General features: G+C 40.4%; 10 protein-coding genes and 3 tRNA genes. 7 read left to right on the forward strand and 6 right to left on the reverse strand.

What is annotated here, in order from left to right; all coding sequences use genetic code 11:
* Nucleotides 1-5: 5 nt before the first annotated feature.
* The 4 genes from ptrA to SC428_RS06420 are packed head-to-tail and all read left to right on the forward strand — an operon-like array spanning nucleotide 6 to nucleotide 8994.
* A complete protein-coding gene (ptrA, locus tag SC428_RS06405; protein ID WP_318706425.1) occupies nucleotides 6-2903 on the forward strand; it encodes a pitrilysin in 2898 nt (965 codons plus the stop codon).
* A gap of 5 nt (nucleotides 2904-2908) precedes the next feature.
* Nucleotides 2909-6511, forward strand: coding sequence for an exodeoxyribonuclease V subunit beta (gene recB, locus SC428_RS06410; RefSeq protein ID WP_318706427.1), 3603 nt, complete (start codon nucleotides 2909-2911; stop codon nucleotides 6509-6511).
* Nucleotides 6511-8373, forward strand: coding sequence for an exodeoxyribonuclease V subunit alpha (recD, locus tag SC428_RS06415; RefSeq protein ID WP_318706492.1), 1863 nt, complete (start codon nucleotides 6511-6513; stop codon nucleotides 8371-8373). The genes recB and recD overlap by 1 nt, the downstream gene beginning before the upstream one ends.
* Before the next feature lie 33 nt (nucleotides 8374-8406).
* The gene (locus tag SC428_RS06420) at nucleotides 8407-8994 is read left to right on the forward strand and encodes a hypothetical protein (RefSeq protein ID WP_412544576.1); all 588 of its coding nucleotides are present in this window, start codon (nucleotides 8407-8409) and stop codon (nucleotides 8992-8994) included.
* Nucleotides 8995-9057: 63 nt separating this feature from the next.
* Here the strand turns inward: SC428_RS06420 and argA are convergent, their stop codons facing one another.
* Complete coding sequence (gene argA, locus SC428_RS06425) at nucleotides 9058-10401, reverse strand: amino-acid N-acetyltransferase (RefSeq protein ID WP_070928829.1); 1344 nt, start codon at nucleotides 10399-10401, stop codon at nucleotides 9058-9060.
* A gap of 245 nt (nucleotides 10402-10646) precedes the next feature.
* On the opposite strand from argA, the gene amiC reads away from it, so the two are divergent.
* Complete coding sequence (gene amiC / locus SC428_RS06430) at nucleotides 10647-11894, forward strand: N-acetylmuramoyl-L-alanine amidase AmiC (protein WP_070928828.1); 1248 nt, start codon at nucleotides 10647-10649, stop codon at nucleotides 11892-11894.
* A gap of 87 nt (nucleotides 11895-11981) precedes the next feature.
* Here amiC and SC428_RS06435 read toward each other — a convergent pair.
* The 3 genes from SC428_RS06435 to SC428_RS06445 form a co-directional block, all read right to left on the reverse strand.
* Nucleotides 11982-12058 (reverse strand) — tRNA-Met (locus tag SC428_RS06435).
* A gap of 27 nt (nucleotides 12059-12085) precedes the next feature.
* A tRNA-Met gene (locus tag SC428_RS06440) sits at nucleotides 12086-12162 on the reverse strand.
* A 31-nt stretch (nucleotides 12163-12193) separates the two neighbouring features.
* A tRNA-Met gene (locus SC428_RS06445) sits at nucleotides 12194-12270 on the reverse strand.
* Between the two features lie 223 nt (nucleotides 12271-12493).
* On the opposite strand from SC428_RS06445, the gene mltA reads away from it, so the two are divergent.
* Together mltA and tcdA are read left to right on the forward strand one after the other, a co-directional pair.
* Nucleotides 12494-13588 (forward strand): murein transglycosylase A, encoded by a 1095-nt coding sequence (gene mltA, locus SC428_RS06450; RefSeq protein ID WP_070927308.1) that lies wholly within the window; start codon nucleotides 12494-12496, stop codon nucleotides 13586-13588.
* A gap of 111 nt (nucleotides 13589-13699) precedes the next feature.
* Nucleotides 13700-14518, forward strand: a complete 819-nt coding sequence (gene tcdA / locus SC428_RS06455; protein WP_070927310.1) for a tRNA cyclic N6-threonylcarbamoyladenosine(37) synthase TcdA — start codon at nucleotides 13700-13702, stop codon at nucleotides 14516-14518.
* A 38-nt stretch (nucleotides 14519-14556) separates the two neighbouring features.
* On the opposite strand, the gene csdE is transcribed toward tcdA, so the two are convergent.
* Together csdE and csdA are read right to left on the reverse strand one after the other, a co-directional pair.
* A complete protein-coding gene (gene csdE, locus SC428_RS06460; RefSeq protein ID WP_070927312.1) occupies nucleotides 14557-15018 on the reverse strand; it encodes a cysteine desulfurase sulfur acceptor subunit CsdE in 462 nt (153 codons plus the stop codon).
* A 9-nt stretch (nucleotides 15019-15027) separates the two neighbouring features.
* On the reverse strand, nucleotides 15028-16242 hold the full coding sequence (csdA, locus tag SC428_RS06465) for a cysteine desulfurase CsdA (RefSeq protein ID WP_318706433.1): 1215 nt from the start codon (nucleotides 16240-16242) through the stop codon (nucleotides 15028-15030).
* Between the last annotated feature and the right edge of the window lie 139 nt (nucleotides 16243-16381).

Below are 16381 nucleotides of genomic sequence, written 5' to 3' on the forward strand. Positions count from 1 at the left end.
AAAGGATGCGACGTTTATCCAAAAGTATCGCTCAATTTTTCTTATTGGTAACCTTAATGGTTTGGGGGGCAGCAGCGATTGGCCAGCCCCTTTGGCAGGTGTTACCCGAAACTATCAATAAGAGCGAACATGATCCACGAACCTATCAAGCCGTTAAGCTACATAACGGAATGATAGTGTTATTGGTTTCAGATCCAAAAGCGACTAAATCACTAGCCGCTGTTTCTATTCCTGTTGGTAGCTTAGAAAACCCAGATAGCCAATTAGGGCTTGCACATTATTTAGAACATATGGTGTTAATGGGCTCTAAAAAATATCCAGAACCCAGCAGTTTGTCTGAGTTTTTACAAAAGCATGGTGGGAGTCATAATGCCAGTACCGCGGCACATCGTACTGCTTACTATTTAGAAGTTGAAAATAGTGCCTTAAAGGATGCTACGGATAGATTAGCGGATGCTTTAGCTGAGCCACTACTGGATCCGACTAATGCAGATAGAGAACGAAATGCCGTCAATGCGGAGCTGACTATGGCTCGTTCCCGTGATGGAATGCGTCTATGGCAAGTTCGTTCTGAAACATTAAATCCTAATCACCCCAACTCACGCTTTTCTGGTGGAAATTTAGAGACGTTGCAAGATAAACCCGGTAGTAAGTTACAAGATGAACTAGTGGGTTTTTATAAGCAATATTATTCGGCGAATTTGATGAATGGTGTTTTGTATGGTGACCAATCTATTGAGTCGCTGGCAAAAATTGCAGCAGAAACCTTTGGGCGTATTCCAGACCATAATGTTAAAGCGCCAACAACGGATGTTCCCGCTGTCACAGACAATGAAAAAGGGATTGTGATCCACTATGTTCCTGCTCAGCCACAAAAAGCCATTCAATTAGAGTTCAGTATTAAGAACAATATGGCTGATTTTCGCAGTAAAAGTGATGAATACATTGGTTATCTGATCGGAAATCGCAGTCCTGGCACATTAGCAGATTGGCTAGTATCTGAAGGATTGGCTGAGGGGATTAGTGCCTCTGCAATGCCTAACGCAGATCGGAATTATGGGACTTTTTCTATCTACATTACTTTGACAGATAAAGGGTTAGCAGAGCGTGATGAAATTATTGCGGCTGTATTTGCTTATATTGATCTGTTGAAAAAAGAAGGCGTAACCAAAAGTTACTTTGATGAAATCGCGAATGTACTGAATTTATCATTCCGTTATGGCTCTATCGTCAGAGATATGAACTACATTGAATGGTTATCAGACCAAATGATTAATGTACCGGTCAACCATGTATTAGATTCTGATTATATTGCGGACAAATATGATCCTTCGGCAATAAAGGCAAGGCTCTCTGAGCTAACGGCTAAGGATGCACGGATTTGGTTTATTAGCCCAAATGAGCCACACAATAAGAAAGCCTACTTTGTTGATGCAGCTTATCAGGTCGATAAAATAACTCAGAAGCAGTTAACTCAGTGGGAACAGCTAGAATCTAAAATGAAATTTAGATTACCTGAATTGAACCCATACATTCCGGATAACTTGTCATTAATTAAGACCGAAAAAACCTATAAACATCCTGAATTAGTTTATCAGGATGGCAATACACGTGTGCTGTATATGCCAAGCCAATATTTTGCAGATGAGCCTAAAGCAACTATTAATTTATTACTGAAAACAAAAGTTGGTGATCAAGATGCTAAATCCCAAGTGACTGGAGCATTATTGCAATATATAGCATCATTAAAAATGGATGAGCTGCAATATCAAGCATCGGTAGCAGGTATGTCGGTGTCTGTTTCACAAGGCGTTGGATTGCAGTTTAATGCGAGTGGATATACTCAGCATTTACCTGAGCTATTTCTATCGATGACAAAGCTGTATTTAAGCTTTGAGCCAACAGAAAGGGAACTTGCTCAAGCGAAATCTTGGTATCAGGAACAAATAAAAGTAGCGAATAATGCCAAAGCTTATGAAATAGCTATGCAGCCACTACGACGTATCGATACTGTTCCTTATTTTGAACAAGAAGAGCGTCTATCGACACTAGACAATATTTCACTAAAAGATCTCACTGAATATCGTAGCAAGATGATAGAGAGCGCATCATTACAAGCTATGGTAATTGGTAATTTAACCGATAAACAAAGTATTAATGTTATTAAAGATGCTCGTGATTTACTGAAAAGCAAAGGAAAAGGCTGGTGGCGTGGTGACATTGTTGTGATTGATAAGCCTTATCTAGCCGATTTTCATAATCAAGCCAAAAGTACGGATAATGCGTTAGCAGAAATTTTTATTCCTGAAGGGTATAGCCGTATTGAGGGGGCTGTGCTATCTGGTTTACTGTCTAATATTATTCAACCATGGTTCTATGATCAGCTTAGGACTAACGAGCAACTTGGTTATGCTGTGTTTACATTCAAAGTAGGGTTAGGTGATCAGTGGGGGGTTGGGTTCTTACTGCAAAGTAATGCAAAAACGCCTGATTACTTAAATACTCGTTATCAAGAGTTTTATAGTACGGCTCTTGAAAAGTTGAAAAAATTACCCGCTCAAGAGTTTGAACAGTATAAACAGTCGATCATTACAGAAATGAAGCAACCACCACAAACTTTCTATGAAGAGGTAGGACGCTATTCATCTGACTTTAGCCGCAATATCTTTACCTTTGATACTCGGGCTAAAGTTATTGAATTGTTTGGTAAAACGACACAGCAGCAAGTCATTGATTATTACCAAAATGCAGTAATGCAACGTAAAGGTTTAGCGTTAACTTCTCAAGTTATTGGTCAGGATGTTGATGAAAAAACAGGATACGCACCACTGAAAGGCTGGGTGTTCTATCCAAATGCTTCAGAGTTCCAAAAGATGTTACCAATTAAGGAAGATGCAGAGTGAATAAAATGCAGATAAGTTCCCAATTGCTAGATGCTTTTTCATTGCCTTTACAAGGGCAGCGATTAATTGAGGCATCAGCGGGTACTGGTAAAACGTATACCATAGGGATCCTCTATCTGCGTTTACTGCTTGGGTTGGGGGAAGCAAATGCTTTCCCTCGGCCTCTTAGCGTTGAGGAAATTTTGGTTGTGACCTTTACTGAGGCAGCAACCAACGAATTACGTGGTCGCATACGTGAACGGATCCACAATATGCGACTCGCGTGTATTCGTGAGGGGGTAGGGTTTGAGGATCAGCCTGAATATTTGGAGCTACTTTCACAAATTGCAACTCCAGAGCAACGAGAATTTGCCGCAAATTGGTTGTTAACGGCTGAACGGCAAATGGATGAAGCAGCTATTTATACTATTCATGGTTTTTGCCAAAGGATGTTAGTCAACAATGCTTTTGAATCGGGCGTTTTGTTTGAACAAAATATGATCCAAGATGAACAACCAATTCAAAAGCAAGCATGCGCTGATTTTTGGCGCCGCCACTTTTATCCTCTTGATTATTCGATGGCAAAAGTTATTTTGTCACAATGGAATAGCCCAGAAGCATTATTGGCTGAAATAAAACCGTTTTTACAAGGGGATATGCCATATATTGTTAATGGAGGAGAGGATACAGAGACCTTTGAAGAACGACATCAACGTTTTATTAGCTTAATTAATGATGTCAAATCTGCATGGTTAGATGGGTGCAGTGAATTTGAAAAATTAATCACTAACTCAGATGTCGATAAACGCAGCTATAGCTCTCGTTATTTACCCAGTTGGTTAGAGAAAATAACCAACTGGGCAGAGGAAGATACCCAAGATTATCAATTGCCTAAAGAGATTATTCGCTTCTCTCAAGCCACTTTACATGAAAAATCGAAAAGCGGTGTTGGTCCTGAACATCAAGCATTTATTCAAATCGACCAATTGCTTACACAATCATTGACGATTAAAGATTTAATTATCCCTCTCGCTATTACTGAAGTGAGGCAAAGTATTGCTCATGAAAAACATCGTCGTGGTGAAATGGGGTTTGATGACTTACTGACTCGCTTAGATAAAGCATTGAAAAATGAAGGTGGGCAGTTTCTGGCTGAGGCAATTAGTCAGCGTTTTCCTGTCGCAATGATTGATGAGTTTCAAGATACAGATCCACAACAATACCGTATATTTCAGCGTATATATCGTGGTGTCGAACACAGCGCTTTATTATTTATTGGTGATCCGAAACAAGCTATATATGCATTTCGTGGAGCAGATATTTTTACCTATATTGAGGCGAAGAAGCAGGTTAACGCCCATTATACGTTAGAAACGAACCACCGTTCATCTGAGCATATGGTAGAGGCGGTAAACCACATTTTTAGACATTGTGATAATCCGTTTATATTTGAACAAATTCCATTCAACCCTGTTAATTTCTCTGCAAAAAATGCAGGTAAAAAATTATTGGAAAATGGTCAGCCACTGACGGCATTGACATTTTGGCATCTAGATAGAGAAGCGGTATCCATTACTGATTATGAGCAAACCATGGCATCACAGTGTGCTGGGAAAATCAGTGAATGGTTACAGGGGGGATTAGCTGGTACTACGGTTTTTCAAAATGGTGATGGGAAGCAATCACCAGTTTCTGCGGCAGATATTACGGTATTAGTTAGAAGCCGCCGAGAAGCTGTTTTGATCCGAGATGCTTTGAACCAATTAAATATCCCTTCGGTATTCCAATCAAATCGTGAAAGTGTATTTGCCACTCAAGAAGCAAAGGATCTGTTATGGATCCTTCAAGCTGTATTGTCTCCAGAAAAAGAGCGTGTGTTGCGTTGTGCGCTAGCGACAGGTCTTATTGGGTTGGATGCTCAGCAAATAGATGCTTTAAACTATAATGAAAAAGCATGGGAAGCACTGGTCGATGAATTTACCCGCTATGCAATAATTTGGCACAAGCGGGGAGTATTACCTATGTTGCGGGTACTGATGGCAGAGCGGCATATTGCGGAAACATTACTTGCTGCGACAGATGGTGAGCGGCGCTTGATGGATATGATGCATATCGGTGAGCTACTTCAAGAAATGTCTTTACAACTTGAAGGGGAACATACGCTAGTTCGCTGGTTAACACAGCAAATAGCTCATCCAGACCATCAATCGAATGCCCAACAAATGCGTTTAGAAAGCGATAAACACTTAGTGCAAATCAGCACTATTCATAAATCGAAAGGGCTTGAATATAAAATTGTTTGGCTACCTTTTGTGAGCAATTTTTTACCACAATCAAAAGCCCTCTTTCATGATCGTGAAGATTACGGTACACGTTTAGACTTAGCGGATAGTGAAGAAAACGTAGCGCTTGCCGATCAAGAACGTTTAGCTGAGGATTTACGCTTACTCTATGTTGCACTCACTCGTGCTATTTATCATTGTAGTGTTGGTATTGCCCCTATCATTAAAGGTAACCGCAAGAAAAGCGGCGAAACAGATCTGCATTTATCTGCTCTAGGTTATTTAATACAAAAAGGTGAAGCAGGGGATTTTAATTTACTTAATGCAAGATTAGCTGAGCTAGTTAATAGCACGATTAGTGTCGAACAAATAGCACATATTAAATCCAATTCGTTATCTTTAAGTGAAGTCGATCATGAAGCGCTTTGTGCAAGGAATATTACCCGTTTTTTTGATGATCATTGGCGAGTTACGAGTTATTCAGGTTTAAGCTACAGTAGTGGGCATGTTGAAAGTGCACAAACAATTAGTGCTGAACAGTTGGCGAACTCACTCGCACCCACAATGGATATTGAAGTCAGTATTGATGCCTCTCTTCCTTCAATAGTCGAACAAACTTTAACGCCTCATCAATTCCCTAAAGGAGCAGCTCCAGGCACGTTCTTACATGAACTAATGGAAGAAATCGATTTTTCTCAAGAGGTTTCATTAGAGTGGCTGGTGGAGAAATTAGAGCTCTCGGGCTTTGAGAGTAAATGGGCCGATATGCTTCAGCTATGGCTGACTGCGATTGTTCAAGCGCCGCTTAACGATGATGGCTTATGTTTATCTGCATTAGCGGCCAGTGATATGCTAGATGAAATGCAGTTTTACCTACCTATTGATAGTTTATTAGAAGCTAAACAGCTTGATCAAATTACGCATCGTTATGACCCATTATCTAAAGTATGCCCGCCTCTTAACTTTGAAAAAGTTCAAGGTATTTTGAAGGGGTTTATTGATTTGACATTTTTATGGAAAGGTAAGTTTTATATTCTTGATTATAAATCAAATTACCTCGGTGAAAGTGCAGAGAGTTATACTCAAGCCGCCATGGCAGAAGCCATGGTAGATCATCGTTACGATTTACAATATCAGCTGTATTCATTGGCATTACATCGCTATCTAAAACAACGTTTACCAAATTATCAATATGATGTGCATTTTGGAGGAGTTTATTATCTCTTCTTACGAGGTATTGATCGGGCTGAGTCGAAAAATGGTATTTTCTATTATCGACCTGAATCTTCGTTTATCAATGAGCTTGATCAGCTATTTTGTAAGGCATTAGAGGAACAAGAAAAATGATGAAAGAGCTGTTTGATAAAGCGCTTGAAGAACATTTGTTCACGCCTCTTGATGTTCAGTTTGCTTACAATATCGCAGAAGGGCAGAGCCCATTATTACTCTTTACCGCAGCTTTATTAAGTTCGGAGACTATGGCTGGGCACGTGTGTTTAGCGTTGTCTGAAATTAGTGTTGAGACGTTATTTGCAGGTAGGCATCCTGAATTAGCTGAGGAATTTTGGCTAGCAATCGGGGAGCCGAGTGCCGAAGCTATTTATCAAGATATCAAAGATGCGCCTTTTGTCTCTTTAGCTGATGAGAAAGAGCTATCACCGTTAATTTTATCTAATCATTTCTTGTATTTTCAGCGTTTGTGGCAATACGAACAAAGGGTATCTCGTTTTTTTTCGCATACTTCGTTGCCTCAGTATGATAACCAAGCGGTTAAACTCATATTAGATGGGCTATTTCCTTTAGCCAATGAAATCGATTGGCAAAAGATAGCTGCGGCAGTTGCAGTCACTAGTCAAGTATCTGTCATTTCAGGTGGTCCGGGAACAGGAAAAACAACCACAGTTGCACGGATCCTCGCCGCTTTAATTAAACTTGCAGTCAATAATAAGCAAATTATTAAAATTGAACTTGCAGCACCAACAGGAAAAGCGGCAGCAAGGCTAACAGAATCTTTAGGGACAGCATTAAATAGCTTGCCACTTAATGATGATGAGAGAGGCATGTTACCCAATCAGGCTAAAACACTGCATCGATTATTAGGTGCACAACCTGAAAGCCAGCAATTTCGCTACAATCAAGATAACCCATTGGTGCTAGATATATTGATTGTCGATGAAGCATCTATGGTTGATTTGCCGATGATGGGGAAGTTGATTGAGGCTTTACCCAAACAGGCAAAATTAATTTTTTTAGGTGATAAAGATCAGTTAGCATCGGTAGAAGCGGGAGCTGTACTTGGTGATATTTGTCAATTTGCTGATGTAGGCTACAGTCCTCAACGAGCCGCTGAGTTATCTCAATTGACCAATTATTCGCTTGAACATTTTACTGCTGAGCAAGGACCCCCAATTAGAAATAGCCTGTGCTTACTACGCAAAAGTTATCGTTTCTCTGCATCTTCAGGAATAGGGCAGTTAGCTTTAGCGGTCAATGAAGGTGATACAAAGCGCGCTGAAAAATTATTAACTAAGGACTTAGCTGATGTGCATACATACTTACAACAAGATGAAGACGATTATGCACAAATGTTGATTGCAGCGGCAGGCTTTTATCAGGAATATCTGTTAGCAGTAAAAACTAGGCAGCCTGCTTCTGAGGTGTTACATAAGTTTAATCAATATCGGTTATTGACTGCTTTGAGAGATGGCCCTTATGGTGTTATGGGGATCAATGACAAGCTAGAAAAACTGCTTCATCGGCAAGGATTGATCCACCGTCCATACAATCAGATGAACAAACATTATGCAGGAAGGCCTATTATGATCAGCCGTAATGATAGCCCACTAGGCTTATTTAATGGTGATATAGGTATCATACTTCCAGATGAAGATGGTGCATTAAGGGCATACTTTCAATATCCAGATGGAACAATTAAAGGTATTCAGCCTAATCGTTTACCATTGCATGAAACAGCTTATGCAATGACGGTTCATAAATCACAGGGTTCGGAGTTTACTCATACCGCTTTAGTTTTACCGAAGGTATATTCGCCTGTATTGACTCGTGAGCTCGTCTACACAGCAATTACTCGAGCGAAAAAAGAACTTTCATTGTATTGCGGTATGAAAATCATTCGTCGCGCTATTGAAACACCAACCAAACGGCGTAGTGGTTTGGCAATACAGCTTTTGAGTGCCAAAGAAAAGTAACCCCCGTAGTTTTGGCAATATAATTGGATTTAAATGCAAAAAGGTAATGATATGGAAAACCAGCAAGAAATGACGGCGATGACGGTAACATTAAAAGCTAGGATTGAACCGGAAAGACGTGCTGATTTAGAGGATGCATTTACACAAGTCATGCAAGGAATGGGAAAAGAAATCCAAGTGACTGGTGGTGGAACTTTACTTTCTGATAATGGTGAAGCCGAAGAGTGTGATATTGAACTCGCGGTTGCAGATGCAAGCGATGAGAATATTAGCTTGATTATTCAATTGTTTTCATCAATGTTAGCCCCTAAAGGATCTCGCTTAGCCATTCATGGTGAAGACACCGTAATTGAGTTTGGTGATGAAGAAGGGCTGGCGCTATATTTCAATGGTACTGAATTACCTGATGAGGTTTATGAAAATAGCGATATTAATGAAATTTTTGATAAACTGGATGAGGCTGTTGAAGAGATAGGTGCAATCCATGGCGTTTGGGAAGGACCGACAGAAACCGCATTCTATTTCTATGGTACTTCATTTGCAGAGATGTCAGCACTCATCCAGCCTATAATTGATAGCTTCCCACTCTGTGAAAAATCACGCATAGTGCAAATAGCGTAATAGCCTAAATCATAAGTGCATAACCAACGACTAACCTAAGAGTTAGGTTAGTCGTTTAGTGAGTTATTTATCTGCTTGCGTTTTTAAATCAAGCATCAAAATTTTAGAGCGTCGTTGGTAATTATAGAGAGCCTGTTTTTTTACAGGCAACATTTCAATTTCCGCAGGTACGAAGCCTCGCTCTTGGAACCAATGGATGCTACGTGTTGTAAGGACAAACAATTTATCTAGCCCTAATTGTTTTGCTTGTAATGCGACACGGTGTAATAACTCTTCTCCTCGAGAGGAGCTGCGATAGTCAGGATGCACTGCAACACAGGCCATTTCACCTAATTTTTCATCGGGGTAGGGGTATAGCGCAGCACATGCGATAATTAAGCTATCGCGTTCAATGATGGTAAATTTATCAATTTCCATCTCAAGTTGTTCTCTCGATCGTCTAACTAAGATACCTTGTTGTTCAAGAGGGCGAATAAGCTCAAGGATCCCTCCGATATCATTAATATTGGCACGGCGGATTTGCTCTGCGCTTTCCATAACAATTTGCGTACCGATACCTTCACGGGAAAATAGTTCTTGGATCAATGCTCCATTTTCTTGATAGCTTAATAGGTGGCTACGACGCACTCCGCGGCGACAAGCCTTTGCAGCTCCGCGTAAGAAACGAACGGTTCCTGAGTAATAATCACCTTCAGATTCTAATTCTTGAATACGAATTTCTGCATCATTGGGGAACAGCTCAGATAAAATATTACCTTCTTTATCTGCAACACCTTGCGAAGAGCAGAAACCAATCAGCTTTTCCGCCTTCATTTTGACAGCGAGTTGAGTAGCGACTTCTTCGGAAGTGAGGTTGAAGCTTTCTCCTGTGACAGAAACAGCTACTGGGCCAATTAGCACGATAGAACCATTGTCGAGTTGCTTATTGATAGCATCTTCATCAATACGACGAATACGTCCGCTGTGACAATAATCAACACCATCATCAACACCAAGTGGTTGGGCAATAACAAAGTTTCCACTAACGACATTGATGTGGGCACCTTGTAATGGCGTATTGTTCAGGCTCATTGATAAACGTGCTGTAATATCAAGTAATAAAGCGCCTGAGGCTTGTTTAACATATTCAAGTGTATTCGAATCAGTAACCCGAGTATGTTTATGGTAAATAGCCTCATAATTATGTTCAGCTAAAATGCCTTCAATTTGTGGGCGAGCGCCATAAACAACAATAATACGGATCCCAAGGCTATGTAATAGCCCTATATCATTGACAATACTTGGAAAATTTTCGTGCGCAATTGCTTCGCCACCAAGCATAATAATAAACGTTTTGCCGCGGTGGGCATTGATATAAGGTACCGAATGGCGAAACTCATCAACCAATTCGGTGCTGCGCTCTTTCATAACCACCCTCTTAAGTGAATTTTTATTCGTTAATTATGTATTTTTATTCTTTTTGGCGATAAATATCAAGTAAAAGATAAGATAAGACTTGTAACATTTTTATTATTTGAGTTTACATATCTCTATATTTAAATGTGTATTCTTGATGACAGTATGCTAATGATTCGTTAGAGTTATCTTTCTGGCCTCTACTTGGCTTTTATTCTAAAATCACCTGATATTATGTTTTAGGTTCGGAATTATTGATGAGTCACCAAGATCACAGTTCATCGAAGCGCCGCTTTATCAAAGGGGCAGCGGCAGTTATGTTGCTCAGCGTTAGCCCATTCGGTTTTGCTGCGAGTAGTAACGTTATTGCCGTTCGTATTTGGCCTGCATCGTCTTATACACGAGTAACGTTAGAATCGACTGTCCCATTAAAATATCGTCAGTTGGTATTACACAATCCTGAGCGCATAGTTATTGATCTCGAAGGTGTCCAGCTGAATAATGTTCTGAAGCAAATGGGAACGCAAATTCAATCTCGAGATCCTCACTTAAAATTAGTTAGGGTCGGACAATTCGATCCAAAAACAGTACGTTTGGTTTTTGAAGTTAAAAATAAAGTTAGCCCACAGATTTTTACTATAGGCCCAGTGGCTGAATTTAAAAATCGTTTAGTAATGGATTTCTATCCGCAGGGTGTTAGTGCAAATGATGATCCATTACTGGCATTACTAGAAGATTACAATAAAGGTGATTTAGAAGAAAAAATGCCTGCTCAGGCCAAAAAACCAGGTCAAGCAGGTAGAGATCGCCCAATTATTATTATGATAGACCCTGGTCATGGCGGTGAAGATCCCGGTGCAATGGGTAAATATAAAACACGTGAAAAAGACGTGGTGCTGCAAATCGCACGGCGTTTAAAGGCGCTAATTGATAAAGATCCTGAAATGCGTGCTTATATGACACGTAATGAAGATGTGTTTATCCCATTAAAAGTTAGAGTTGCGAAGGCGCGGAAAATGCAAGCGGACTTGTTTGTCTCAATTCATGCTGATGCTTTCACTAATCGCTCTGCAAATGGTTCTTCTGTGTTCGCGTTATCAACTAAAGGGGCGACGAGTAACACAGCCCGCTACCTTGCTCAAACTCAAAACGAAGCTGACTTAATTGGTGGGGTGAGTAAAAGTGGAGACGCATACCTTGACCATACGATGCTTGATTTAGTGCAAACGGCGACTATCAATGATAGCTTGAAGTTTGGTGATGAAGTGTTAAAGCGTATGGGGAAAGTGAACCGCTTACATAAAAACAAAGTCGATCAAGCAGGCTTCGCGGTACTTAAAGCACCGGAGATCCCCTCTATTTTAGTTGAGACGGCGTTTATCAGTAACCTTGAGGAAGAGCGAAAACTAAAAACGGCTAAATTTCAGCAGCAAATGGCTGAATCAATCTTTCATGGAATTAAAGCTTATTTCCGCAATGGCGGTGAACTTGCCATAAGAAATTAATCAGATGATATTGCGTTTTTAAGAGGCGGCGAACAGAGATGTGAGTTGCCTTTTTTATTTGTGGATTCTATTGGAAATGACGAAAATTGGTTGCGGGGGCTGGATTTGAACCAACGACCTTCGGGTTATGAGCCCGACGAGCTACCAAGCTGCTCCACCCCGCGACAGAAGAGGGTATATTTCAGGGATATTGGTTGCGGGAGCCGGATTTGAACCGACGACCTTCGGGTTATGAGCCCGACGAGCTACCAGGCTGCTCCATCCCGCGCCTGAAATATATTTTGATACTAACTTATTATTGGTTGCGGGGGCTGGATTTGAACCAACGACCTTCGGGTTATGAGCCCGACGAGCTACCAAGCTGCTCCACCCCGCGTCCGATGCGGGCACTATACTCGGGATGAGATCTGATGCAAGTTTTTTCGTGTTTTTTTTCAAAATTTCGCATAAATAGAACAAAAAATACTCTCTGTGCTCATTTATTAAACTCATGTATGAGTGAATGAATTAATTAACGTACTAAATAATTTTTGTCATTTCATTATTGATTTGGGTTTGCTATTGTGCGCTACATATTGGATTGGTGTGGGCATTATGATATGAAACTATGGCAAAAATGGTGTGTCGCAGGGGCATTTATTTCTTTGTTGGCGGGTTGTCAGTCTCATCCGACGGACAAAGGGCAGCAATATAAAGATGGTCGTTTAAATCAAGATCTTAAACAAGTCAGCCAACTGAATGTTCAGGGGCGTCCCGTCAACTCACAAGACTTCGAGCGCCAAATTACTGAAATCAAAAATGCATCACCAAGACTCTTTCAAAATAACAATGATACCTACCATGCAATTGAAAACTGGTTAGTTGCGGGTGGTGATCCTAAATTGTTGGCAAATTTCAATTTAACCGCTTTCCAGATGGAAGGGGTAGATAACTACGGTAACGTGCAATTTACGGGTTACTATACCCCAGTTATTGAAGCACGTCGTACTAAACAAGGCACTTTCCAACATCCACTTTATGCCATGCCGCCAAAAGGAAAGAAACGATTGCCTAGCCGTGCTGCCATCTATAATGGTGCTTTAAGCGATAATTTGATTTTGGCTTATAGCAACTCAGCTGTTGATAATTTTATGATGGAAGTACAAGGCAGTGGCTATGTTGATTTTGGTGATGGTAGCCCATTAAATTTCTTTGGTTACGCAGGCAAAAATGGTCATGGATATAAAAGCATCGGTAAGGTTCTTGTAGATCGTGGTGAAGTTCCTTTAGAAAAAATGTCTCTGCAAGCAATCCATGATTGGACAAATAGCCACAGTGAGCAAGAGGTTCGCCAGCTACTTGAAGAGAATGCTTCATTTGTTTTCTTTAAACCGCAATCATTTGTACCAGTAAGAGGGGCAAGTGCAGTACCGCTTATTGCTAAAGCTTCAGTTGCTTCCGATAAAACATTGATACCACCTGGCACCGCATTATTGGCTGAAATCCCTGTTCTGGATAATACGGGTAAATTTACGGGGCGTTACGAAATGCGTATGATGGTTGCTCTTGATGTAGGTGGGGCTATCAAAGGCCATCATTTCGATATTTATCACGGGACAGGTCATGAAGCAGGTAAAATGGCCGGTTTTTATAATCATTATGGAAGAGTGTGGGTTTTGAAGAAAAGCCAACCACTTTTTGGAACTGTGCTCTAAATAATTCATGATGCAGCTAGGCGACAAGTGAATGAGTCGTCATACCTTAACGAAAAGTGCTGCGACTTGAAGTATGACGAGTATATGTAGTTATTAAGGTTGTTACTTATTATGCAAACTAAGCTTTCAGATGCTTGGATGCAGCGTTTTGCTGGAATCGGTCGTCTTTATGGGCAGCAGGCGCTGTCTCTTTTTGCTCGTTCTCACATTTGTGTGATTGGTATTGGTGGCGTAGGCGTTTGGGCTGCTGAAGCGTTGGCTCGTACTGGTATTGGTGCGATCACGTTGATCGATATGGATGATATTTGTATTACTAATACTAATCGTCAGCTGCATGCTCTCAAAACAACCGTTGGCCAGCCAAAAGTTGATGTTATGAAAGCCAGGATCCTTGAGATTAACCCTGAATGTACTGTTAATGTTGTCGATGATTTTATAACAGCTGATAACGTAGCAGAGTTGCTTGCTGTGGGATTTGATTATGTGATTGACGCCATTGATAGTGTTAGGCCGAAGGCTGCGCTTTTAGCTTATTGTCGACGCTATAAAATTCCTATTGTGACCACTGGTGGAGCAGGTGGCCAAATTGATCCAACCCAAATTCAAGTGGTTGATCTGGCAAAAACAGTTCAAGATCCTCTAGCGGCTAAGTTACGTGAGCGATTGAAGTCTGATTTTAATGTGGTGAAAAATAGCAAAGGGAAGTTAGGTATTGACTGTGTTTTTTCCACAGAGCAATTGGTTTACCCACAAAGTGATGGCTCTGTCTGTGCCGCTAAAAGTACAGCCGATGGTTCAAAAAGAATGGATTGTGCATCAGGCTTTGGTGCTGCAACCATGGTAACTGCCAGCTTTGGTTTTATTGCTGTATCACACGCACTTAAGAAGATGGTTGCTAAACATCAGAGAGAGAATTTAGTAAAAAATTAGAGGGGGGAAACTTGCCGTTTCCCTCCCTCTCTATCTAGCTATTCTGTTGGGGTCATTTCACTTGCAAAGTTCTGAATAGTGGTGATTAATGAGGCTATTCCATTTTGCCTTGACTCACTGAGCTGCCCTGTAAGACCAGTTTTATTCAAAATTTCTTTGAAATCAATAGCCAAAATTTCTTGGCTATTTTTTTGTTCAACAGCGGCGAGTAAAAGCGCAAATAAACCTTTTACAACGCGTCCTTCACTATCACCATAGAAGTGAAAAGTTTGGTCGTCATTGAGCCTAGCACCAATCCATACTCGATTTTCGCATCCTTTAACTTCTTGGGTCTGCTGTTTTTGCTCTTCAGTCAAAACTGGAAGTTGGCGAGCGAGTTGGATGAGTAAACGATATTTATCTTCCCACGCTTTTTGTGTCGAAAACTGTTCTATCATTTCCTCGATTTTTAACTCCGTACCAAACGGGTGTGGAGCAAATGTCGGTGTTATTGAAGTCATTAGGCTTCCTTATTCATCTTCATCATTTAATATCGAGAGTGCAAATTTGACTGCATTAATAAATTTATCAATGTCTTGCTGATCATTATATGGCATAACCGAAATACGTAAACAACCACTAATTGCCATCGCATCCATTAACGGTTGTGCGCAGTGTTGACCATAGCGTAATGCAATTTTTTGTTCAGTCAACAATAGCCCTAAATCACTAAAGTGGATCCCTGCGAAATTGAAAGCAAGTAGAGGTGAGTTTGGCTGGCTGTAACAAATAAAACCGGGTAATTGCTTCAATTGCTGGTATGCATATTCAATTAAAGCGCAGCAGTATGTTTCAGATTGAGGCAAGTCAATTGTATCAAGCCATTCAAGAGCAGCAGAAAAAGCGATAACGCCCGCAATATTCGGAGTGCCTGCTTCAAAGCAGTATGGAACAGGAGCCGGAGTAAAATGTTCAAAATTAACCTCTGTGAGCATTTTCCCTCCTCCGTGCCATGGTGGCATTTTAGCGAGCAGCTCTGTTTTGCCATAACACACACCTAATCCTGTTGGACCATAGAGTTTGTGTGCAGAGAATGCATAGAAATCGATATCCATCTCACTGACATCAATAGGGCAGTGAACGACCCCTTGGGCACCATCAACGACAATTAGGGCGCCTACAGAATGGGCTAATAGCGTTATTTGTGCAATATCGGGTTGAAAGCCAGTTACATTTGACATTTGGGTAATCACAACGACTTTTGTTCGTGAGCTCAATCGAGGTTTAAGGCTCTCTATATCTAAAGTGTAATGTTTATTCACCGGCCATTTAATAATTTTAGCACCAGTTTGTTGAGCAAGAATAATCCAAGGTAATAAATTGGAGTGATGTTCTAATTCACTAACAATGATTTCATCATTAGGTGATAAATTATTTCTAAAATAACTTTGGGTAATTAGGTTAATTGACTCAGTTGTTCCACGTGTCCAGATAATATTTTTATCGCTTTGCGCATTGATCAATTGGGCAGCCCGATTACGCCCTAGCTCATAATTTTTTGTTGTTGTTAATGCTTCTGGAGATTGACCACGATACACCGAGCTTCCTGAATAGCGATAATAATCATCAGAGGCTTGAGACATTAATGAAGGTTTTAGTGATGTGGCCGCGCTATCAAGGAAGATAGTTTGAGAATGAATAGCAGGAAACTGATCGCGAAATTGTTTTGCAGAAAAATAATGCATTTTATTTATTCTTTATCTGAGTGTGTTCTGTATCTGAAATTTGAGCGTTTTATTTGTAATCAATACTAATAATGATATTCTAGAACTACTATTGAAATATCTTGTTACATTTATTAGGTTGGCTAAGACTACACAGAAA

The organism is Providencia sp. 2023EL-00965, from assembly GCF_033550225.1.
GTDB classification, from domain to species: domain Bacteria; phylum Pseudomonadota; class Gammaproteobacteria; order Enterobacterales; family Enterobacteriaceae; genus Providencia; species Providencia manganoxydans.

Bases quoted from the DNA above. Each gene is read 5' to 3' on its own strand.
- ptrA (WP_318706425.1), top strand. From the start codon at position 6: ATGCGACGTTTATCCAAAAGTATCGCTCAATTTTTCTTATTGGTAACC.
- recB (WP_318706427.1), top strand. From the start codon at position 2,909: ATGCAGATAAGTTCCCAATTGCTAGATGCTTTTTCATTGCCTTTACAA.
- recD (WP_318706492.1), top strand. From the start codon at position 6,511: ATGAAAGAGCTGTTTGATAAAGCGCTTGAAGAACATTTGTTCACGCCT.
- SC428_RS06420 (WP_412544576.1), top strand. From the start codon at position 8,407: ATGCAAAAAGGTAATGATATGGAAAACCAGCAAGAAATGACGGCGATG.
- argA (WP_070928829.1), bottom strand. From the start codon at position 10,401: ATGAAAGAGCGCAGCACCGAATTGGTTGATGAGTTTCGCCATTCGGTA.
- amiC (WP_070928828.1), top strand. From the start codon at position 10,647: ATGAGTCACCAAGATCACAGTTCATCGAAGCGCCGCTTTATCAAAGGG.
- mltA (WP_070927308.1), top strand. From the start codon at position 12,494: ATGAAACTATGGCAAAAATGGTGTGTCGCAGGGGCATTTATTTCTTTG.
- tcdA (WP_070927310.1), top strand. From the start codon at position 13,700: ATGCAAACTAAGCTTTCAGATGCTTGGATGCAGCGTTTTGCTGGAATC.
- csdE (WP_070927312.1), bottom strand. From the start codon at position 15,018: ATGACTTCAATAACACCGACATTTGCTCCACACCCGTTTGGTACGGAG.
- csdA (WP_318706433.1), bottom strand. From the start codon at position 16,242: ATGCATTATTTTTCTGCAAAACAATTTCGCGATCAGTTTCCTGCTATT.